The organism is Pandoraea communis (genome assembly GCF_902459745.1).
In the GTDB taxonomy this organism is placed as follows: Bacteria; Pseudomonadota; Gammaproteobacteria; order Burkholderiales; family Burkholderiaceae; genus Pandoraea; species Pandoraea communis.
In genome coordinates, this window is record NZ_CABPSJ010000002.1 from 842,155 (window position 1) to 863,529 (window position 21,375).

Annotated in this window: 22 protein-coding genes; 4 read left to right on the forward strand and 18 right to left on the reverse strand. The window is 61.8% G+C overall.

The genetic code is table 11. From position 1 onward, the window contains the following. Window positions 1–188 precede the first annotated feature (188 nt). Window positions 189–1,412 carry a CaiB/BaiF CoA transferase family protein gene (locus tag PCO31110_RS10335; protein ID WP_010806310.1) on the forward strand — a complete coding sequence of 408 codons (1,224 nt, stop codon included), beginning with the start codon at window positions 189–191 and terminating at the stop codon, window positions 1,410–1,412. A gap of 109 nt (window positions 1,413–1,521) precedes the next feature. Here PCO31110_RS10335 and PCO31110_RS10340 read toward each other — a convergent pair whose 3' ends face one another. From PCO31110_RS10340 to PCO31110_RS10405, 14 genes are all read right to left on the reverse strand, one after another. Next, window positions 1,522–2,382, reverse strand: coding sequence for an isocitrate lyase/PEP mutase family protein (locus PCO31110_RS10340; protein WP_150690432.1), 861 nt, complete (start codon window positions 2,380–2,382; stop codon window positions 1,522–1,524). Then, complete coding sequence (locus PCO31110_RS10345) at window positions 2,382–2,591, reverse strand: hypothetical protein (RefSeq protein ID WP_246189809.1); 210 nt, start codon at window positions 2,589–2,591, stop codon at window positions 2,382–2,384. Before PCO31110_RS10345 ends, PCO31110_RS10340 begins: the two co-directional genes overlap by 1 nt. Further along, a complete protein-coding gene (locus PCO31110_RS10350) occupies window positions 2,588–3,205 on the reverse strand; it encodes a cysteine hydrolase family protein (protein WP_150690352.1) in 618 nt (205 codons plus the stop codon). The genes PCO31110_RS10345 and PCO31110_RS10350 overlap by 4 nt, the downstream gene beginning before the upstream one ends. A gap of 22 nt (window positions 3,206–3,227) precedes the next feature. Then, on the reverse strand, window positions 3,228–5,300 hold the full coding sequence (locus PCO31110_RS10355; protein ID WP_150690353.1) for a hydantoinase/oxoprolinase family protein: 2,073 nt from the start codon (window positions 5,298–5,300) through the stop codon (window positions 3,228–3,230). Continuing rightward, a complete protein-coding gene (locus tag PCO31110_RS10360; RefSeq protein WP_010806315.1) occupies window positions 5,297–6,991 on the reverse strand; it encodes a hydantoinase B/oxoprolinase family protein in 1,695 nt (564 codons plus the stop codon). The genes PCO31110_RS10355 and PCO31110_RS10360 overlap by 4 nt, the downstream gene beginning before the upstream one ends. Further along, entirely contained in the window at window positions 6,985–7,533 is a 549-nt protein-coding gene (locus tag PCO31110_RS10365; protein WP_150690354.1) for a LeuD/DmdB family oxidoreductase small subunit, read from the reverse strand. Before PCO31110_RS10365 ends, PCO31110_RS10360 begins: the two co-directional genes overlap by 7 nt. 22 nt (window positions 7,534–7,555) lie before the next feature. Further along, entirely contained in the window at window positions 7,556–8,824 is a 1,269-nt protein-coding gene (locus PCO31110_RS10370) for a 3-isopropylmalate dehydratase large subunit (protein WP_150690355.1), read from the reverse strand. 4 nt (window positions 8,825–8,828) lie between these two features. Next, on the reverse strand, window positions 8,829–9,539 hold the full coding sequence (locus tag PCO31110_RS10375) for an ABC transporter ATP-binding protein (RefSeq protein WP_036661642.1): 711 nt from the start codon (window positions 9,537–9,539) through the stop codon (window positions 8,829–8,831). Beyond that, on the reverse strand, window positions 9,536–10,294 hold the full coding sequence (locus PCO31110_RS10380; protein WP_150690356.1) for an ABC transporter ATP-binding protein: 759 nt from the start codon (window positions 10,292–10,294) through the stop codon (window positions 9,536–9,538). The genes PCO31110_RS10375 and PCO31110_RS10380 overlap by 4 nt, the downstream gene beginning before the upstream one ends. Beyond that, complete coding sequence (locus tag PCO31110_RS10385; protein ID WP_150690357.1) at window positions 10,287–11,303, reverse strand: branched-chain amino acid ABC transporter permease; 1,017 nt, start codon at window positions 11,301–11,303, stop codon at window positions 10,287–10,289. The genes PCO31110_RS10380 and PCO31110_RS10385 overlap by 8 nt, the downstream gene beginning before the upstream one ends. 16 nt (window positions 11,304–11,319) lie before the next feature. After that, window positions 11,320–12,192: a branched-chain amino acid ABC transporter permease gene (locus PCO31110_RS10390; RefSeq protein WP_010806321.1), complete on the reverse strand. Its 873-nt coding sequence runs from the start codon at window positions 12,190–12,192 to the stop codon at window positions 11,320–11,322. Window positions 12,193–12,196: 4 nt separating this feature from the next. Continuing rightward, window positions 12,197–13,408 carry an ABC transporter substrate-binding protein gene (locus tag PCO31110_RS10395; protein ID WP_010806322.1) on the reverse strand — a complete coding sequence of 404 codons (1,212 nt, stop codon included), beginning with the start codon at window positions 13,406–13,408 and terminating at the stop codon, window positions 12,197–12,199. Window positions 13,409–13,428: 20 nt separating this feature from the next. Further along, window positions 13,429–14,226 carry a GntR family transcriptional regulator gene (locus PCO31110_RS10400; RefSeq protein ID WP_010806323.1) on the reverse strand — a complete coding sequence of 266 codons (798 nt, stop codon included), beginning with the start codon at window positions 14,224–14,226 and terminating at the stop codon, window positions 13,429–13,431. A 259-nt stretch (window positions 14,227–14,485) separates the two neighbouring features. After that, entirely contained in the window at window positions 14,486–15,385 is a 900-nt protein-coding gene (locus tag PCO31110_RS10405; protein ID WP_010806324.1) for a LysR substrate-binding domain-containing protein, read from the reverse strand. A gap of 165 nt (window positions 15,386–15,550) precedes the next feature. Here PCO31110_RS10405 and PCO31110_RS10410 point away from each other — a divergent pair, with 165 nt between their 5' ends. The 3 genes from PCO31110_RS10410 to PCO31110_RS10420 are packed head-to-tail and all read left to right on the forward strand — an operon-like array spanning window position 15,551 to window position 17,294. Continuing rightward, window positions 15,551–16,096, forward strand: a complete 546-nt coding sequence (locus PCO31110_RS10410) for a sugar ABC transporter (RefSeq protein ID WP_150690358.1) — start codon at window positions 15,551–15,553, stop codon at window positions 16,094–16,096. Between the two features lie 7 nt (window positions 16,097–16,103). After that, window positions 16,104–16,430, forward strand: a complete 327-nt coding sequence (locus PCO31110_RS10415; protein ID WP_150690359.1) for a hypothetical protein — start codon at window positions 16,104–16,106, stop codon at window positions 16,428–16,430. 18 nt (window positions 16,431–16,448) lie between these two features. Beyond that, window positions 16,449–17,294, forward strand: a complete 846-nt coding sequence (locus PCO31110_RS10420) for an MBL fold metallo-hydrolase (protein ID WP_150690360.1) — start codon at window positions 16,449–16,451, stop codon at window positions 17,292–17,294. A gap of 214 nt (window positions 17,295–17,508) precedes the next feature. On the opposite strand, the gene PCO31110_RS10425 is transcribed toward PCO31110_RS10420, so the two are convergent. From PCO31110_RS10425 to PCO31110_RS10435, 4 genes are all read right to left on the reverse strand, one after another. Next, complete coding sequence (locus PCO31110_RS10425; RefSeq protein ID WP_306439158.1) at window positions 17,509–17,949, reverse strand: universal stress protein; 441 nt, start codon at window positions 17,947–17,949, stop codon at window positions 17,509–17,511. Window positions 17,950–18,214: 265 nt separating this feature from the next. Next, window positions 18,215–18,496 carry an amidase family protein gene (locus PCO31110_RS10430; protein ID WP_370855821.1) on the reverse strand — a complete coding sequence of 94 codons (282 nt, stop codon included), beginning with the start codon at window positions 18,494–18,496 and terminating at the stop codon, window positions 18,215–18,217. A gap of 313 nt (window positions 18,497–18,809) precedes the next feature. Beyond that, on the reverse strand, window positions 18,810–18,983 hold the full coding sequence (locus PCO31110_RS25655) for a hypothetical protein (RefSeq protein ID WP_174979461.1): 174 nt from the start codon (window positions 18,981–18,983) through the stop codon (window positions 18,810–18,812). A 555-nt stretch (window positions 18,984–19,538) separates the two neighbouring features. Next, on the reverse strand, window positions 19,539–20,843 hold the full coding sequence (locus PCO31110_RS10435) for an SIR2 family NAD-dependent protein deacylase (RefSeq protein ID WP_150600356.1): 1,305 nt from the start codon (window positions 20,841–20,843) through the stop codon (window positions 19,539–19,541). Window positions 20,844–21,375: the final 532 nt, after the last annotated feature.

Consider the following 21,375-nt stretch of genomic DNA (forward strand, 5'->3'; position numbering starts at 1 on the left):
AACTTTTGATTATACGGGAAATCGATCCAGTCACCGCGTCGCGCCGCCAACCGCACTGCGAAACGACGCTGGTCAGCAGAGAACGGCAGGACGTAGACTCCTTCCCAGAAGTTCCGCATTGCAAAACATCGTTCCGCGCGATGCCGACGACCCCGAACCACGACGAATGCACAGGAGATACGAATACGATGGGCGCGCTGAGCCATATCCGGGTGTTGGATCTTTCGCGAGTACTGGCCGGGCCGTGGGCCACGCAGAATCTGGCGGATCTGGGGGCCGACGTCATCAAGGTGGAGCGTCCCGGTGTGGGCGACGACACCCGTAGCTGGGGGCCGCCGTATCAGCGAGACGCTGACGGCAACGACACCCAGGAGGCCGCTTACTATCTCGCGGCCAACCGCAACAAACGCTCGCTCACACTCGACATCTCGCGCCCGGAAGGGCAAGCGATCGTGCGCGCACTCGCCGCGCAAAGCGACGTCGTCGTCGAGAACTACAAGGTCGGGCAACTCGCGAAGTACGGCCTCGACTACGCGTCGCTCAAGGCCATCAAACCGGATCTCGTCTACTGTTCGATCACGGGCTTCGGTCAGAGTGGCCCACACGCGTCGCGCGCCGGATACGACTTCATCGTGCAAGGCATCGGCGGCTTCATGAGCATCACCGGAGAGCGCGACGGCCTGCCGGGTGGCGGTCCTCAGAAGGCAGGCGTCGCCATTGCCGATCTGATGACGGGCATGTATGCAAGCCTCGCGATCATGGCCGCCCTCACCCACCGCGACCGCACGGGCGTGGGTCAGTACATCGACATGGCGTTGCTCGACACGCAGGTCGCCATGCTCGCCAACATGAACACCAACTATCTGGCGAGCGGGAAGCCGCCCGTGCGTTGGGGCAATGCGCACCCGAACATCGTGCCGTACCAGACCTTCCAGACGGCCGACGACGGCTGGATCATCGTGGCGGTGGGCAACGACGGGCAGTTCCGCAAGTTCGTCGAAGCAGGTGAAGCGCCCGCGCTCGCCGACGACGCGCGTTTTGCGACCAACCCATCGCGCGTACGTCACCGCGATACGCTCGTGCCGATTCTCGCGCAAATGGTGCGCAAGTTCGGCAAGGACACCTGGATCGACAAGCTCGAAGCCGCCGGTGTGCCGTGCGGCCCGATCAACACGCTGCCGGAAGTGTTCGCACATCCGCAGGTCATCGCGCGCGAGATGGCGCTGGAGTTGCCGCATCCCTCGGGCGGTGTGGCCCGCCTCGTCGCCAGCCCGATGAAGATGAGCGAGACCCCGCCCATTGCCCGTAGCGCCCCGCCTACGCTGGGCCAGCACAGCGACGAAATTCTGCGTGAACGCCTGGGCTTCGACGACACGAAGATCGCGCAGTTGCGCGGCGACAGCATCGTCTGACGCCCATGAAAAGGGCCTGACGCGAAGCCGATCGCGGCAGGCCCTGCTTTACCGGCGAGCCCCACGTCACGCGCCGATTTTCCACACGGATATCGCCCGCCTTGCCCGTCTATTCGTATTGCTTGCCCTCGGCGAGCAGCGCCGGGGTGCCGATCACCGCATTCAAGCCATCGAAGTCGAGCATGCGCTCACGCCATGCGGCCGTAGTGCCTTGCGCGTGCAGATTGGCGTAGTACCCCTGCAACGTGCTGGCGACAGCACGTGCCGTCCCGCCCGGGAAGATCACGATACGGAAGCCGATATCGGCGAGCGCCTGCGCGCTTTGCACCGGAGTCTTGCCGCCTTCGACCATATTGGCAAGCAAGGGCACGCGCTGCGCGAATCGCCCGCACGCCACGGCCATCTGCGCCGGACTGCGCAACGCTTCGATGAACAGCGCATCGGCCCCCGCTTCCAGATAACGCTCGGCACGATCGAGCGCCGCATCGAGACCTTCGACGGCCACGGCGTCCGTTCGCGCGAGAATCAGCGTGCGCGCATCGTGACGAGCATCGACCGCCGCGCGCACCTTGCCGATCATCTCCTGCACCGGCACCACGCCCTTGCCGTCGAGGTGGCCGCAGCGCTTCGGAAAGGTCTGATCTTCCAACTGAATCATCGCGGCCCCGGCACGCTCGAAGCCTCGCACGGTACGTTTGACGTTGAGGGCGTTGCCGAAGCCGGTGTCGGCGTCGACGATCACGGGAATGTCGACGCGCTCGGCAATCCGGGCGAGCGTGTCTTCCACCTCCGGATAGGTCGTCAGCCCGATGTCCGAGCGCCCGAGCCGGGTGTAGGCAATCGACGCGCCCGACAGATACACCGCCTCGAAGCCCGCCTGAGCGGCAATGAGCGCGGACAGCGCGTCGTAGACACCGGGGGCGAGCAGCACACCGCCGCCCAGGCGCTGTTTGAGAGACGGCGAGGTCATCATGCGGAGGTCTCCTGAGAAGGTGATTGGGCCGCGAGCACATCGGCTGCCGTATGCGCTGCGAGAAAGCCGCCCGCGACGGCCGAGCGCAGGCCGTTGCCCGACAGATAGCCCGAGACGGCATTGCCCGACACGCCGCGCGCCGCGCCACCGGCGTGCGACAGATCGTCCACTGGCGGCAAGCCATGACGAATCACCGGCGCGCTCATGCGGCAAGCCGGCCCACGAAGGCCTCGCAAGTCAGGACTTCGCTTACCGTGCACAGATCGGCAAGCGCGGCGTCGTGCGCGGCAGGCGTGGGAGCGGCGCAACCGTCCGAGAGCACGAGCACACGGTAATCGCGCATATGCGCGTCGCGTGCGGTGCTCGCCACGCCGCCGTTCGTCACGATGCCGCACACCGCTACGGTCTCGACGCCTGCGCGACGCAGCACCCAGTCGAGCTGCGTGTTGAAGAACGCCGAATAAGCCACCTTCCACACCGACATGTCGACGTGGCCCGCGAGGGCATCCACCGTGGCGTGTCCCGGCGTGCCGGCCACGAAGTCACCGCGCCTCAGAAAAGGCCGCAGCTGTTTCAGGTGCGGGGAGATCATCGGCTCGCCGTTCGCATCGGGCCAGAGCGTGAACTGACTCGCGGCGACGTAACCGCCCGCCGCTTTTAGCGATGCCGCCACCGGCGCCACCCGCGCGGGAAGCGCCTGCGCCTGCGGTGTGGCCGCTCCCCCGCGGTCGTACGCGCCGCCCGGCGTGATGAAGTCGTTCTGCAAGTCCACGATGATGAGCGCGGTGCGAGTGCTGTCGAGCTTGAGGGTTTGACTCATGTCGTCTCTCCGGTACCCGTGCTCAAGCGCTGCGTGTGATGAGCAGGTTGCCCAGCGCGTCGACGCGCCCCGAGAATTCCGGCTCCAGCCAGATCGTCGTATCCGGTTGCTCAAGGATTGCGGGGCCCGGCACCGTCGCACCGACCGGCAAATCGAGACGCGCATATCGCACGGCATCCCACCACTGTCCCGCGTGGTAGACACGTTGCGTACCCAGCGGCGCCGGCATGGCGCTGGCCTGCGGTGCGAGCACCGCGAGATCGAATTTCGGGCGCACACCGATGCGGGCGTAGCGCAGATTCATGATGCGCACCGCAATCCCGTCGAGCGCACCGCCGAACGCCTCGCGATAGGCAACGTCGAAGGCCTGCGCGATGCCTTCGCGATGCAGCGCATCGCGCAACACGGGCACACGTACGGTGTGGCTTTGGCCGACGTAGAGCATGTCGAGTTCGATGGCCTCTCGCACCGATTCGAAACGCACGCCCGCCGAATCCAGACGCGTCTGACAAGACTCAGCAAGCGCCTCCACACGGGCCAGGAGGTCCTCGACATCGAGGGCGGCAAGCGGTTGATTGAGTGTCTGCACGCTGTCGTGACGCATGTCGGCCATCACGCAACCGAGCGCCGAGGTCACGCCGGGGTAACGCGGCACGATCCCTGTGGTCGTACCGACCTCGCGCATCATGGCGCACACATGCAACGCACCGCCGCCACCGAACGGCATGTAGACAAACTGGCGCGGATCGTGGCCCCGTTCGATCGACACCACACGAATGGCCCCGGCCATCTTGGCATTAGCCACCGTCAGAATGGCTTCCGCCGCCGCATGCACCTCCAACCCCAGCGGCGCGGCCACGTGCTCGCCAATGGCCTGTGCCGCCAAGCCCGCGTCGAGTTTGTCGAGCAAGCCGCCGCCCAGCGGCCGGTCGGCGGCAATGCGTCCGAGCAACACGTTGGCGTCGGTCACGGTCGGGCGCAGATTGCCGCGCCCGTAGCAGGCCGGACCCGGAATGCTGCCCGCCGACTCGGGCCCGACTTGCAGCAAGCCGCCTGCGTCCACCGACGCAATTGAGCCACCGCCCGCCCCGATGGTTTCGATCTGGATCATCGGCGAGCGCACCACCATGCCGAACTCGATGGATGTCTGTGCGGAGAGCGATGCCTCGCCGCCCGCCACGAGCGAGACGTCGAACGACGTGCCGCCCATGTCGCCGGTGACAACGTTGGCGAAGCCCGCCGCGCGCGCAATCGCCGCGCACGCGATCACGCCGGCCGCCGGCCCGGAGAGCGCGGTGCGTACCGGGACATCGCTGGCGGTCTGCCGCGACATGATGCCCCCGTTGCTCTGCACGACGAGCAGTTCGCCGCCGAACCCTTGTGCCTTCAGGTCACGCTCGAGCCGCGTGAGATAACTGCCTACCACCGGTTGCAGCGCCGCGTTGAGCGTGGCGGTCGAGCAGCGCTCGAACTCGCGAATCTCGGGCAACACTTCCGTCGCCGCCGTCACATAGCCGTTAGGCCAGAGGGCACGAACCGCCGCGACCGCCCGCTGTTCGTTACCGGGGTTGGCATACGCATTGATAAAGAACACGCACACGGCGTCGCAACCGGCTTCGAGCAGCGCACGCGCCGCCGACTCGACCTGAGCGATGTCGACGTCGGTGTGAATCGTGCCGTCCGAGAGCACGCGCTCATCGACTTCGATGCGCAGGTCGCGCGGCACGATCGGCGTGAAGTCGCCGCGCAACCCCCATGTGGCGGGACGGTCGCGACGGCGCATCTCCAGCACGTCGCGAAAGCCGGTCGTGGTGATGATGCCGGTGCGGGCGACCTTACGTTCGAGCAGTGCATTCGTGCCGACCGTCGTGCCGTGCACGATGGTCGCGATAGCCCCCGCGCCTGCCGTCTCGGCGGCGGCGCCGACACGTTCAATGCCGTTCATGAAACCGCGCGCTTCCTCGCCGCGCGTCGATGGCACCTTGACGATGCGTGCCGCACCGGCCGCCTCGTCGAGCACGAACAAATCGGTAAACGTGCCGCCCACATCGACCCCCACGATCAGCGGGGCCCCGGTCGTTGCTGCTGTGCTCATGCCTGTTGCTCCTTCGTTGCCTTGCCGGTCGCGGCATCCGCCACCTGCGTCACATACCCCATCGCCCGGTCATGCGCGCGCGCTGCCGCGTCGCGCCGGGCAGGATCGCCGTAGCCACCGCCCCCCGGCGTCTCGAGCCGCACACGTTCGCCGCGCGCCAGCCGGATGCCGAGCATCTTCGAAGCCATCGGCGGCGTGCGCCACTCGCCGTCGTTCTGATACCGGAACACATTCGGCACCGACGCCTGACCACCCGCAATGCCTTGCGGCGCCGAGCGGCCGCGCTCGCCGAACACGAAGGCTTCTGCGCTGTCTTCCAGCAGTTCGATCTCGTAGATCGCGCCCAGTCCGCCCCGATGCTCCCCATCGCCCGCCGAATCGGGACGCAGCGCCCACTGGGTGAAACGCACGGGATAGGCCGCCTCGAGAATCTCGACGGGCGGAATCGTGGCGGTCGAAATCGGCGCGTTGCCGTGCGACAGGCCATCGCCATCCATGTGGCCGCCATGGCCGCCGCCGAAGAAGCTGAACATCACCCAGCGCTGGCCTCGACGTGCCTCGTCGGTGCGATAGCCCGCGATCGACAAGGCATTGATCGTGCCGTATGCCTGCGCCATCGCGCGTTGCGGCGCGGCTTTGGCCATCGCACAGAAGATCACATCGATCATGCGCAGGATCGTCTCGGTATAGCCGCCCACGGGGCGCGGGCGCTGTGCGGAAATCACCGACCCTTCCGGCAGCTCGAATTGCACCGCGTCCAGCACGCCCGCGTTGGCCGGCACATCCGGGAACAGGTGTTTGAGCGCCACGTAGCAGGCGGCGATCGCCGTCGCCCGGGAAATGTTCACCGGCCCCATGCAGGCGGGCGACGTTCCGGTGAAATCGAGCGTGAGCGTCTCGCCTTGCACCCGCATGCGCAACGCGATGGTGAGCGGCACATCGCGCACCCCGTCGTTATCGAGCATGTCCCGGTAGACGTACTCGCCATCGGGTAACGCGGCCACATGCGCACGCATGAGCTTGACGGCACGCTCGCGCAGTTGGCCCAGGGCCTCCTGCACCGTCGTGTCGCCGTATTCGTCGAGCAGATCTGCCAGACGTCGTGCGCCGAGGGTCAGCGCCGACAGTTGGCCGTTCAGATCGCCCCAGAGGCTGTCGGGCAGTCGCGTGTTCGCCTTGAGAATCGCGAGCACGTCGGCATCGAGTTCACCGCCGCGAACGATGCGCACCGGCGGAATCTGCACGGCTTCCTGCCAGCACTCGGTCGCCGCCGGGTTGTAGTTGCCCGGCACCGCACCTCCCACGTCGTGCCAGTGCGCGGCCGACGCCAGAAAGCAATACAGCTTGCCATTGCGAAACACCGGACGCACGAGCTTGAAGTCGTTGGCGTGGGTGCCACCCTCGTAGGGGTCGTTGAACAGCCACACATCGCCATCGACCATGCCGCCGCGCTCTGCCGCCGCGCGCGCTGCCGCCTGCACGGCGAAGGCCATCGCACCGACGAAGACGGGCAGGCCCGACTTGCCCTGAATCAGCGTGGCACCGGTGGCGGCGTCGTAGATGCCGTGGCAGGCGTCATGCGCCTCGGCAATGATGGGATTGAACGCACTGCGGTAAAGCGTCGCGTCCATTTCGTCGGCGATCTGCTCCAGACGGCCCTTGAGGACCGCCAAAGTGACGGGATCTAGCATGAGGAAACTCCGTTGGATGTCGCGTGGGGTGCCGTACGGCGCCGCTTGAGCAGGTTGAGCAGCCCGCCCGCGTCGACCATGTCGAGCAGAAAGTCCGGCACGGTCTCGCAGGCGAGCCGGCTGCCGTCGGCGCGCTCGACGAAACCTTCGCGCGGCGAGAGCCGCAGGGCTTCGCCCTCGGCAATGCGATGCGCGTCGGCGCAGGTCAGTAGCAACAGCCCCACATTGAAGGCGTTGCGGAAATACAGACCATTGAACGACGGCGCAATGACGGCGCGCACGCCGAGATGAACCAGCGCCGCCGCCGCCTGCTCGCGCGACGAGCCGATGCCGAAGTTCGGGCCGGCGACGAGCACATCGCCCGCCTGCACGCTCGCCGCAAACTCGGGGCGAACGCGATGCAGGCAATGGCGCGCGATCTCGTCGATGCCGAACTTCATGTAAGCGCCCGGCGCGAGCGCGTCGGTATCGATATCGGCGCCGACGACCCAGGCGCGATGCAAGGTGCTGCGTGGATCAACAGTCGTGGTTGGGGTGGTCATGGAAAACGTGTGACGAACAAAGTCAGGCGAGCAAGTCGCGCGGGTCGGCGATGCGGCCAGTGAGCGCGGCCGCCGCCACCGTATAGGGCGAGCCGAGATAGACCTGCGCCGTCTCCGCCCCCATGCGCCCCTTGAAATTGCGGGCGGTACTCGACACGACGGTTGCCCCTTCGGGAATCGAGCCGCCGTATCCCGCACAGGCACCGCAGGTAGTGGCAAGCACCTGCGCACCGGCAGCCGTGAGCACGTCCATCACGCCCTCACGAGCCGCCTGCGCCTGATCTCGCTGCGAGGCCGGGGCGACGACGAAGTGCATGCCGTCGGCCACGCGCTTGCCACGCAGCACGCGGGCCGCCGCGCGCAGGTCCTCGAGCTTTGCCCCCGTGCAGGCGCCCAGATAAGCGACGTCGACCGCGACATCGGCGAATTCGCCGACGCCGCGCGTATTGGCAGGGCTGTGCGGCGCGGCCACCTGCGGGGCAAGTGCGCTGGCGTCGAACGAATGCACTTCGGCGGCGGCGCCCTCATCTGACTGCCAGCGCTCGACGTCGATAGCGGCGCTCACGCCAGCCGAGCGTAAGTAGTTGAGCGTGGTCGCATCGGGTGCAATCAGCCCAACCTGCGAGCCAAGTTCGGCGCTCATGTTCGAGAGCGTCATGCGCTCCTGCATCGACAACGCACGCACGGCCTCGCCACAGAATTCGATGGCCTGATAACGTCCGCCATTCATGCCAAAGCGGCCGATCATGTGCAGCATCATGTCCTTGGCGGTCACACCGTCGGCCAGACGTCCGTCCCAGCGCATCTGAAGGGTTTCCGGCACTTTGACCCAGATCTCGCCCGAGACGGCGACGCCCAGCATTTCGGTACTGCCAATGCCGAACATATAAGCGCCGAACGCCCCGCCGGTGGGCGAATGCGAATCGCCGCCCACGCAGAACATGCCGGGGCGCAGATGGCCGTGTTCGGGCACGACCACGTGGCAGATGCCAACCGAGTCGTAGACGTTGGGCAGCGCCTGCGCGCTCGCCCAGTCGCGGGCGATGCGCACGATGCGCCGCGATTCGTCGTCGAATTCCGGCACGTAGTGATCGATGACGAGTACCACTTTCGATTTGTCCCACAACTGTGCGCCCAGCGATTCGAGCATCGGTTGCAGACGGCGCGGGCCGCTGGAATCGTGAAACATCGCGAGATCGACGCGACAAGTGACGATCTCGCCCCCGGCGACTTCGTCGCGGCCACAGGCGGCCGCCAGCAGTTTTTGCGTCAGCGTTTGAGTCACGGTCATTCCCTCACATTCCGAGATAGGCGCGGCGCAGGTCACTGCTCGCCAGCAACTCGGCGCACGTGCCGCTGTGACGGATCGCGCCGTTCTCCAGCACATAGCCGCGCTGGCCCGTTTCCAGCGACTGCCCCACGTTCTGTTCGACCAGCAGGATCGACAGGCCATCGTGTTGCAAGCGGGCGATCAGCGTGAAGAGTTCTTCGACCATCAGGGGCGAGAGGCCCAGCGATGGTTCGTCGAGAATGAGCAGCCGCGGCTCGGCCATCAGGCCGCGGCCGATGGCCAGCATCTGCTGCTCGCCGCCGGACATCGTGCCGGCGGGCTGGGCAATGCGCTCTCGAAGGCGCGGAAACAGATCGAGCATGCGCTCCAGACTTTGCTCGCGCGACGCGCGGCCACGGGCGAACGCCCCCAGCATCAGGTTTTCGCGCACGCTCAGGTTGGGGAAGATGCGGCGGCCTTCCGGCACCTGTATCAGCCCGGCTTTCACTACGTCGCGGTAATGACGCCCGGTGAGGTCGTGCCCGTCGAACCGCACGCGTCCGGCCCACACGGGGTTAATGCCCGAGAGCGTATTGTTCAGCGTGGATTTGCCCGCGCCGTTGCTGCCGAGCAGCACCACGATCTCGCCCGCGCCCACGCTCAGATCGACGCCGCGCAGCACTTCGACGCGGCCATAGCCGGTGCGCAAGCCTTCCACTTCCAACAAATGGCTCATTGCGCACCGCCCGACTGCGCAGCGAGCCGCGCCGCTGCACCGTGTCCCAGATAGGCTTCGATTACGGCGGCATCGGACGTGACTTCGCGCGGCGTACCGGCGGCAATCAGCTTGCCCTGCGCGAGTACCCACACATGCTCCGCAAGACTCATGACCGCGCGCATCACATGCTCGATCATCAGCACGGTCACCCCGCTCTCGGCGATTTCGCGCACCACGGGAATCATCTCGTCGATCTCGCTCGGGTTAAGGCCCGCGAGCACTTCGTCGAGCAGCAACAGACGCGGGCGCGTTGCCAGCGCACGAGCCAGTTCGAGCCGCTTGCGACCGCAGACGGTCAGGTCGGCGGCGGGCTTGTCCAACTGCGCCTGCAGGTTCGTGCGAAGTGCGATTTCCTCAGCCTCGCGCAGCGCTGCGCGGCGCTCGCGTCGATGCAGATGCGCGCCCACGGCAATGTTCTCGCGCACCGTCTGCGCACCGAACGGCTGCACGATCTGGAAGGTACGCGTGAGCCCCTGGCGCGCAGTTTCAAACGGGGCTTGTCCCGTAATGTCGCGTCCCTGAAACTCGACGCGGCCCGCCGTTGGCGTCAGGAATCCGGAGAGCAGACCGAACAGCGTCGTTTTCCCCGCACCGTTCGGGCCGACGAGTGCCGTGAGCGTGCCCGGTTTGACGACGAGACTCACGTCCTGAACGGCCTTGAGGCCGCCGAACGTAATGGACAGGCCATCGGCCTTCAACAGCGCCTCAGACACGGGCATTCTCCTCATGCGTGGCGGCCGCTTGCGCATCAGGCGCGGCAACCGTCTTCTTGTCCATTCCCAGCACCCGGCGCACCGATGCCCCCGCGCCGGTAATGCCGCGCGGCAGGAACATCACGATCGCAATCAGCACCACGCCATAGATCACCATCGACAGCCCCGGCAACTCGCCGAACAGATTTCGCGTGAACTCGCCCAGCGCATACAGCACCGCCGCGCCCAGCACGGGCCCCCAGAGCGTGCCCAAACCGCCCACGATCACGCCGACAAGTGCCTCGACCGAGATCGTCGAGCCGAAGGCAATGCCCGCGTCGATGTACTGGAACATCTGCACGTAGCACATGCCCGCCGCGCTCATGAATGCGCCAGAGAGCGCAATTGCACCGAGCTTCACGCGCAGCGGATTCACGCCGACCGCACGCGCTGCGTTCTCGTTGTCGCGCACGGCCTGCAGCCACGCGCCGAAACGCGAATGCCGCAGCCAGGCCGTGACGAGCAGCGCGGCCATCACGAAGACAAGCAGAAGCGCCGCATAGCCACGCGGCGACGCGAATTGCAGATTCCCGACGCTCTGATGCAACGGCACCATCAGGCCCACGCCCGCCCCGGTGAACGGCAGCGACACCGCGAGAATCCGGAAGACTTCCGCGAAGGCCAGCGTCACGAGCGCGAAGTACGACCCCTTGAGGCCGTAGCGGAACGTGATCGCGCCGATGGCGACGGCGACCACCGTCCCCATCGCGATGGCGAACGGCATCGCCAGCCACGGGCTCCAGCCCCATCGCAATTGCGCAATCGCTTGCGCGTAGGCGCCTACGCCGAAGAAGAGCGCATGCCCGAACGACAACTGTCCGCCGAACCCGCCCAGAATGTTCCAGGACTGCGACAACAGCACGGTGTAGAGCGTCATCATCACGAACGACAGCCACACGCCCGATTGCAACGTGGCCAGCAGCGCCGCGATCACGACACCGAACAGCACGATCCAACGAAGGTCTCTCATCGCTTGCTCTCCCCGCTCACGCGCGCGCACCGAACAAGCCCTGCGGACGCAGCAGCACGACGATGATGAAAATGGCGAAGATGCCCATCTGCCCGAGCGAATCGCCCAGCCATAACCCGCCCAGCGACTCGACCACACCGATGAGCAGCCCCCCGGCGAGTGCACCGGCGAAGCTCCCCATGCCGCCGAGCACCACGATGGTGAAGGCCACCAGCACGAAGCCGCTGCCCACTTGCGGGTTGACGTAGTAAGTCGGCATCAGGAAACAAGCCGCCGCGCCCACACACGCCATACCGATGCCGAACGACAGCGCGTAGACCCGCTCGACGTCGATCCCCATGAGCTTCGCGCCGTGCTTCTCCCTGGCAACGGCACGAATCGCACGGCCGAGATCCGTCGCCCGCATGATCCAGAAGAGCAACGCCGCCGCGGCCAACGCGCCGCCGAAGGCGACGAGCTTCGGCACAGACAGCATGACCGGGCCGATGTCGACGGTGGCGAGCGTGTAAGGGGTGTCGATAGTGTGCGTATCGGACTTGAACCACACCAGCGCGAGGTTCTCCAGCACGATGGCAAGCCCGAGGGTGACGAGCAGAATGTTCTCGTCCTTGCCGTGGCTGGCACGCTCGATCACGCACCGTTGCAAGCCGTAGCCAAGCGCAAACATGCCTAGCGTGACGAACGGCAGCGCAACATACGGATCGATGCCGAGCTTTTCCTTGAGCAGCCACACGGCGTATAGCGCAATCATCAACGCCGCGCCGTGCGAGAAGTTGATGATGTGCAGCACGCCGTACACGAGCGTGAGGCCCAGGGCGATGAGCGCGTACACCGCCCCCGTGGTGAGCCCGTTGAGCACGGCCGACAGGAGAATGACCGGGTCGAACATCGCATCAGGCCTTGAGCGGGAAGATCGGCGCCACCTGACGATAGGTGTCCGGCAGAATCACGTTGATGTCGCCGCGCGAGACCTGCGTGAGCAGCGGCTGTGCGCCCGTGTTCTGCCCGTTGACGAACTTCGTCGGGCCGTAGGGCATGATGTGGTCCTTGAACGAACTCGATGCGAGTGCCGCCGTAATCGCCGCGCGATCGACGGATTTGGCGCGCTCGATGGCATCGGCCAGCAGCATCATCGCCGTGTAGGTCATGAAGACCTCGTAGCTGAAGAACGCTCCCTTGGCTTGCGTGCGCGCTTTGAGCGTCGCAACGCGCGGGTCTTTCGGATTGAACCAATGGTTGCAGTCGATGATGCCGTCGGCGATGTCCGGAAACTCCTTGAGGAACTTGTAGCTCGACGCCGCGCCGCCGAGCACCGAGTAGATCGCCTTGGGCTGCACCTTCTGCTGCTTCATCGCACGCAGCAGTAGCGCGTATTCGTTGTAGTAGTTCGCCGGAATCACAATATCCGGATTCACCGAGCGCATGCGCAGCACGATGTTATTGAAGTCGCGCGTCGGGTTGGCGTGCTTGATCACTTCCTTGATCTCGAAACCGCGTGCGGGCAGTTCCTTTTGCAGCAGCGCGGCCGTGCCCGTACCGAAGAGCGACTCTTCGTGCACGATCATCACCGTCTTGGCCGGCTTCCCGGCGGCGTTGTTGAGTGCGGCGAGATCGTCGACCGCGCGCAGCGAACACATGCGGTAGCCGGGGCCAAAACGGAAGGTGTTCGTCAGGCCGCGCTCCACGATCTGGTCGGCCACACCCACGTCAACGACATGCGGCAGGCCATATTTCGCCGCCGTTTGCGTCGTCGCCAGACAGATCGCCGACGCATAAGCACCGACGATGGCCGACACCCCCGCCTCGTTCATCTTCTCGACTTCCGCCGACCCGGCCTCCGGGCGCGACTGCGCGTCGCCGAGCACCGCCTCGATGGGCGCGCCGCCAAGCGACTTGATGCCGCCTGCGGCATTGATGTCGTCAATGGCGAGCAGCGCACCGAGACGGCACTGCTGGCCGGAGTAGGCCAGCGCTCCCGTGACGGGATGCAGCACACCGATCTTGACCGGCTTGCCGGCGGCGTGCGCGAGCCATGGTGCGCTGGAAGTGGCAGCGAGCGCGGCCATGGCAGTGGACTGACGCAGGAACGTGCGACGCGAACTCATTGACGATTCTCCGGACGTGATCAGTGGAATTGGGCAGACAGTTCTTCGCTGACCCAGACCTTCGCGTCGATATTGCCGACACGAGAGAGTTGAAGTTGGTACTGGTAGCGATCGGGGCGATACAGGCCTTGCAACAGTTGCACGGGACGCTCGGACACGTCGCGCACGAGGCGCGTGACCGCCAGCAACGCAGAGCCGACGGCAATGTCGAGATGGCGTGCCACCACGGCATCGGCCAGGCGAGCGGAAATGGTTTGCGTCGCGCCGCCGAGTTCGACACCGGCTTCTTCGAGCAGCATCAGCAGCGGCTTGCGCTCAAGTTCTTCGCGATTGATCTCGGCGATCCCCTGGGGCACATGTGTTGTGATGTACGACAAGGGGCCAGCCTGCGTGCTGCGTACGCGGACGCTTTTGTAGACCGGCGCACCGAGTTCCAGCGCCAACGCGTCGGCAACGGCATCGCTCGCACCCACGACACTCGATTCGAGCACCGAAACGCTCGTGCGCAGTCCCATGTTGACGATGTTCTCGAGCAAGCCGGTCAGATGCGCCTTCTCGCGGGAGATGCCCGGCGTCTTGCCGCCGGTGCGTTGCCCGGCATGCAACGGCCACGTTCCCAGTCCCGGGCGACGCACGACGAGACCGTCGGCCACCAGCATTTCCATCGCACGGCGAATGGTGATACGCGCCACGCTGAACTGATCGGCCAGCACGTGTTCGCCCGGCACGCCGTCGCGATCGAAACGTCCCTCCTGCAACTGCTCGCGTAGCACGAGATAGATCTGGTGGTACTTCGGAAGCGGTAGTGAGGTATCCATGCGGCGATTCTGGAAGTGTCATAATGTCCGGTCAATAGAACAAAGCGACAGACAAAATGTTCTATCGGGAAAACACCTAAGGCATTCGGCATTACCGGAAGGCGGCCCGCAAACGCAGGCGCCGCAAGGGTTTCCAGGTTGCGGCGCAGCATGCTTCAAGGCTGCGCCGCAATCGTTTTCAGAAGCGGCCACGAGTTCGTGGGTGGCGCACCGATGAAGATTTCTAGCGTCAATGGAACAAATGGCGAGCGCAGTTGTTCTATCGGGAAATTCCCGAGCCGCGAGCCTCTTCCAGAATCCATTTCGAAAATGCCTGAACCGGCCTCTCACTCAATTCAATCGGCTCGGGAAGCACAAGGCAAAAGTTCTTGGTGAGCACCTTGCCGTCTGGCCAGGGCGCGACCAATCGGCCTTGCTCAAGCTCGGCGCCGATGTACAGACGCGGCACCAACGCCACCCCCAAACCGGCTAGTGCGGCTTCTATCAGCATGACGTGGAGATCGTAACGCGCGCCCACCGCCGGGTTGGTAAGCACGATGCCTGACGCTTGCGCATACCTCTGCCAGGCATCCGGATTCTGCCTTCTGTGAAGCAGTGGCAACGCATCGAGCGATGTGTTTGCACCGGCATCGGCAAGGAGCGCCGGGCTACAAACCGGCACAAGAATCTCTTCCAGCAGGCGATGCAGATGCATCCCCGCCCATGCGGGATGTTCAAAATGGATGGCCGCGTCGAAACCGCTCCCCGCGAGAAGGAAAGGGTCCATACGTTCCGCGATATGCACGGTAATGTTCGGATACTCGCGCTGAAAGCGCTTCAGCCGGGGAATGAGCCAACGGGTAGCGAAGGTGGGACTGGCGGCAATATCGATGCTCGCCCCCTCGATGGGTTGTCCCATCAGATACAGGCTGTCCCGCTCCAGCCGGTCCAGAATCTCCCGAACCTGTACCGCGTACCGCGTGCCGTGAGGTGCGAGGCGCACCCGATTTCCCACTCGCTCGAACAGCGCAACCCCCAAGAACGCCTCCAACCGGCCAATCTGACGACTGACTGCGCCCTCGGTGCGTGCCAACTCCTCGGCGGCGCGGGCGAAGCTGCCGTGTCGAGCCGCCGCTTCGAATGCCAGAAGCGCTGAGTTGCTGGGAATTTTACGTGGCATGGGGGTCTCGTCGATTCAAACGCGCTCGAGTCAGCTTGAGCAAACATCACTGAAGGCTGACTTTAATTCGCTATAAACACTGAAAACACCAGACTACCATTACGTTACCGCACTGATGATGCATTTTTCGCAGCAAGGTGCTCATCCGGCACAGAGGACAATCTGATGATCTACACCGTGGAATGCAGCTTCGCCGACGCCCACAGCGAAGCCGAATGGAACGACTTCTACAGCCTTGAAAAGCTGCCCGCCCTGATCTCGGTCACCGGCTTTCACACATCGCAACGCTTCCGGTCGATGAGCGACGGTTGCCCCGTCTATCTCGCCATCCACACGATTGACGGCATGGAAGTGCTGACGGGAGAGGAATATCGTCAGAAAGGTGGTGGCAATTTTGCGAGGTGGCAGCAACACATCACCGACTGGCACCGAAATCTGTATAGCGATATCGGTCTTGCGCCAGCGGTCGGTGCCGATGAAATCCTCGTGCTTTGCTCAAGTGGCCCCGATCCTCTGATTCGAATGGGCCTCGCGCCGCTGGCCATGCACGCCGTTGCGTTGGAGAAGTTTCCGGAGCACCGCTGGCTCGCCGTTATTTCGCGGGCAAACGCTCCGCTTGTCGAGAGCATCGCCGATGGCCTTCATCTATACGCACCGATGACAGAGCAACTGACAAGCCCCCGCGCTCTTTCGACAGCGTCGACGAAATAGGTCTGCAATGCCGAATGTCACATTCCATATCGAGGCGGGCAGCATGCCTTCCGGGGAGAGCCTTGCCGGGCTTTCCCGCGACTGTGTCGAGCTTTGTACGAACGTCCTCGAGGCCAAACTCGAAAACGTTCACGTCATCTATCTGGATGTTCGGCATGGACACGGCCATCCCGTCTTTGCGGAAATCCAGTATCGCCTCGAGACGTTTCGCACGCCCGCGGTAATGAATCAGTTCATGGAAGGCTTGGAAAGGGCCATTGCCCGCCGCACAGGTCTCACGGCACGCATTCGTTGTTTTGGCTATGCGGCGCCGAGCATCCACGCCCGAAATTAGTCGATCAGGAGAATTGTTGTGTCCGTTTCTGCCTTTCCGAGCCAGCAAGTTGGCGATTTCACCGTTACCGCGATCAGCGATGGCTACCTCACCGCCAGCCTCGACTTCCTCTCGAATATCGAGGCGTCCGAAGCGTCCAGAATGCAACGTGATGCCGGGCAGACGGTGCCCGACGCCGTGCATATCAACTGCTATGTGGTACGCGGCGCGGGCCGCACCATCCTCATCGATGGGGGGGCTGGCGGTATCAAACAATGGGGCGGCCGTCTGAAAGACAATCTGCTGCTCGCCGGTATCGAACCATCCTCGGTCGACACGATCCTGCTCACACATGCTCATCCCGACCATGTCGGGGGACTCGTGAATGCCGCCGGACAGATTGCCTTCCCGAACGCGGAGCTGGTCGCTCATCGGCGTGAGGTCGGATTTTGGCAGGATGAGGGAAATCTCAGTCGTGCGAGCGAGCGGGCACGCGGCAACTTCCGGATAGCCCGTCAGGTGTTCGATGGCTACGGCGACAGGCTGCGGACTTTCGATGATGGGGAGGTGTTTCCCGGCATCCGCGCGATGTCATTGCCGGGGCACACCGATGGACACACGGGATACCTCGTCGAATCTCGGGATCAAAGCTTGCTGGTTTGGGGGGATGTCGTGCATTTTCCTCACATCCAGATTGAACGCCCCGACGTATCGATTGCATTCGATCAAGACCCCACACGGGCAGCCACCACACGATCGAGGCTTCTGGACATGGTCAGTTCGGAGGGACTTCTGATCGCGGGCATGCATTTGGGCGAACTCGGCTTCGCGAGAATCAAGCGGACGCGGAGCGAATACGACCTGCTTTACGTGACCGAAGCCTAAAGCGATGGTGGCGAGAGGCTGCGATCCGCCTCGAGTGTGAGAAGGTCATGTGAAAAAGCTACCGCGCGCATATTGCCGGAAGGGATCTAACCTACGCGCGGATTGAGCAATCCTGGCAAAGACGAGCCCGTCCCGGTGCCTTGCTCGTGGTTCGAGTTTCCAGAATCTCGTTTATGCACCTATCGGCGGCGGTGTCAGCTATTGACCTCACACGTTAGTGAAGCATCGTTACTGGAGTTGAAGTAAAGCGCCAGAGCCTGGCGAGGACTGCCCACCGATGAAAGAAACCGAGATGACTTGCGTCAAGCACCACGATATCTGCATGCACCTGCGCAGCATATTGGGCAATGGTTCGCTCGGCTGGCCCGAACACGCGCTTCCACGTATATGGAACGCCTGCATCATCGAGAATCGCCCGAGTTTGCATTAGCGCATCGCGTGCCGCTTGCTTTTCTCGTCGATGCAATGCGCCCAACGAATGAAACGCAACAGCACGGCTATGGGTCACGTCATCAAGCACTTCGATAATCTCAACGTCGGACACACATCTCTCGGTGAACATGAATGCACCGTGACGTGCGGCCTCCGTTGCGCCTTGAGTTCCGAGCACAGGAATAAGCAGTCTTAGCACAATCGACCTCCGGTTACACACCACTTAGTTTTCAACTTCATTGAAGCAAGGACAGTGCAAGGATGGCATAAACGCACGAGCGCACCCCGTAAAAAACCAATCAAAATTGGCGGTGCCGGATGCCTGCCCAAGATGGTGATTGACTCAAAAAAAACGTAGAAATTGCACTTTCACGCCGACTATGGTTCACGTCACACCCACCAAACGGTATCCAATGCCGGTTTCCGCCAAGAGGTGCGGTGTCCCGCCCAAAACTGCGGGTTACCGATTGATTCACGGCCGTGCGCGTTCAAGCTGCCCTGCGAGTCGGCTTGAGTCCGAACAAGCCGTTGTAGCTTGCTGGCACCCGGATCGACCCGGTGGCATCGGTGGCATGCGCAAGCGGGACGGCGCCGGCTGCGCGGAACCGCGACATGAGCCACGAATCCGACAGGGCGACAACGCCGCTGGAGAGCCGGCTTCCTAGCTCCAGCCGCTTACCGCTCATGGCAACTGCAATATCCTTGACCAAAAACGGTACGCCAGCGACGCGGCATTGATGGCTTCGGCCGTCATCAATAACCTTATCCATTTCGCGCCTCCAGGCTACCGTCTGTGCCTTCGTGCGCAACGTTTTTGCTATACTCTTGCCCTCGCGTCGTATCTGAGCGCCAACGCGTTCCTATCTGTATCGCCTCCTTGCAGTAGAGAATCTGCAGCAAGGGCGACGTGAAACCGAAGGTTGCGGGGTGATCTGGCGTGATACGTTAGGGGTATCACAATCAGCCGGAAATCCCCGTAGAATAAGGCGATGCCCTTGATTTCAAAGGACGTCGCGCTACTGGATAGAATCCAGTCTCTCCCTGTAGTTCAGTTAATAGAATGACAAGATAAATAACTGATTCTCAAGGGATTTCGAATTTGCTGTAGCAAATTTGTAGCACTTGTATACCGCTGTGATTTGTGCCGACAACCTTAAAAATGCCTTTGTTTTCTCGGGTGAAATGTTCGGTTTTTGGACGCTCAGGACCGGGAACTTGCGAGCGCTGAAGCAGCATTTTTGTCTCGGCAGTCACCATGATTATTCGGACGTTGGCCTGCTCGACGAGCGCACGATACGTATTCGAATGTGGCGCTAGATATGCGGCTAGACGTTTGGTCGCTTCGCCCCCCCTCTCCCGCCGAACTAACTAGAGTGCCGCCCAGGCAGTGGACACTTTCAGTCAAACAAGTTAGTCAACCCAGCAATCCAATTCGCGGCCTGCCCAAGCAAATTCACCGCACATTAGCCCGGCGAGCGTTCAGGCCATACTTCGATCACGTTGCCGTGATCTGTCTGCGTGGGCACTTCCTACCGCCCGCCAATTTAGCGGACACCAGGTCTGAAAAACGTGCCAACCATTATTGGGTCAGCCACTCAAGCCGCCACACGCGTGATGTCCAGTCTGGCTGAGCAATCGACCGTCCGATCTAAGCAACGCCATTAGGTCGCTGCTAAGACCGAGTCACGTGCAGGGCCTCAACACCATTCCCGACTGAAGTGGATCATCAAATCTTTTCTACGGCTGTCTTGTTGGCTGTGCGTGAAGGTCGAATGTCGAATGACCGTTACCCCGACGCACCTACTGTCCTTATCATCCACGCCCCACAATTTCAAGCGCATCCCGGTCAGTCGTATGCGATTCCACATAACGTCGTATTAGGCTTCGATTTGAAGAAATCAAATTTGACCACCCCCCGTCCCAAGACTTATAGGCATACCAAGAATATCCGTAAACCTGCCCCGACGACATTCTGTTCATCGACCTCAAAACTGCATCCAATACCAGTTGCTCCACCGATGTACCTTTAAGCTCCAATATCGTTCCGAGATAAATAAGCCATCGCGCAAGATGTTCATACTGAGTCCATGCACCATCCTCGCCTGTCAGTCGAATTTTCGCTTCGATAACCTCCCCGAGAGTTCGCACAATAAGCGGATCATTAATACTCTTCCCGATCGCCGAAACCGATGCGACCACATCAAAAAACGAAGTTTCTTTCTTCAAATAATCGTCGGTATATTTCGCCCCATCAAATATTACTTTTCTGATATTTCCAACAGAAGGTCCAGATCGATCTCTTGCCGCATTCATCTCAGAACTTACGGCGCGAAAAAAATCATGAACACCCAATCCATCAAGCACCCTTATGCCATAGCAATGCGAATAATAGTCTTTGACATGACGATCAACCTTCCCTCTCGAAACCAAGAAAACATTTCCACCAATGACATGACTTCTAGAAAAACCTCGATAATCACTAAGAATCGCCTTGAGATTTGTGTCACCCAATGAATAACCAATAATTACCACTGTATTTTCATGAAGGAGCGTACTTAATTTTCTGGAAAAATACGATTCAGAATTAATAAACCTAAAATAATCATCAGACGTTACCACCATATTGGCGGGTGAGTCGACAGATCCATGGAGGTGATACACCTTCGTCTTCGCCATGGATCTCGGTATCGGCAAACCCGGAGACAGAGAATGACATAGATTTTCGCTGACTAAGCGCTCGACAAGCTTGTCATAGTTAGTGGTGACAATTCTTGCCGCATTTTTTTCAAGAAATTCTGAAATTACCGAATTATCACCATCCAAATCAATACTCGCAATACCTTTTGCGATCTCCCCTCTCAGGTCCACTCCTACATCGCAACACTTTATGAATATTATCTGCGCAACCTCCTCCAGGCTAAGTTGATTCTTTCCATCGACTGGAAACAAGGCATTTCTAACCCCGTCCGGATCAGGAAGCAAATCACAACAACCCTCCAACAACTCCCTCCAGCTAGGCGCCTTGTTGTTGGTTATCGCCTTAGAAAATCCAGTTCCAGTAAACAAACAGAGACTATTAGAAGCAGCCGCATACGCAATTTCAAAAAATGCACTCACCCCACACCTCACTATAAATTCTTAATTTGATATAAGACAAATCCAAACAACCATACAAATCATGGCACAAATGAAAAAATTAGCCTTGATACAGCGATATGTCATTTTCAACCCAAGGCACACCGATACCAAGTAGGAAGGGGAATCACCCTCCTTGGCCGAAGAAAACGAGCAGTCTGCGCAGGCAGAGAATGCGAAGTCCTTGGGTTCAACTTGTCCCCGTTTGGGCGATGAAGGGCAGCATGACTTCGCGCAATCAATTGCTTCAGCAATACTGACGACTATCTGGCGACCGGAATGACTGAGAAGGCCACTGCATCAGCTCGGCAAGGACAGTCGGCATGGACGCGTACCTCCTGCCCCCCACATTCTCCGGGATAGGCGCGCGGGAGCACTCGCCCCGCTCAAGGTGCCAAGCAACTACGACTAAGATTTTCGATTGATGCGAACTATATTTTAATTTATTGTTTGTAGTTCGAATAAATTTCCCAGTATGCGACTCGGAGATGTTAAATTCTGGCCCTATCGCCAC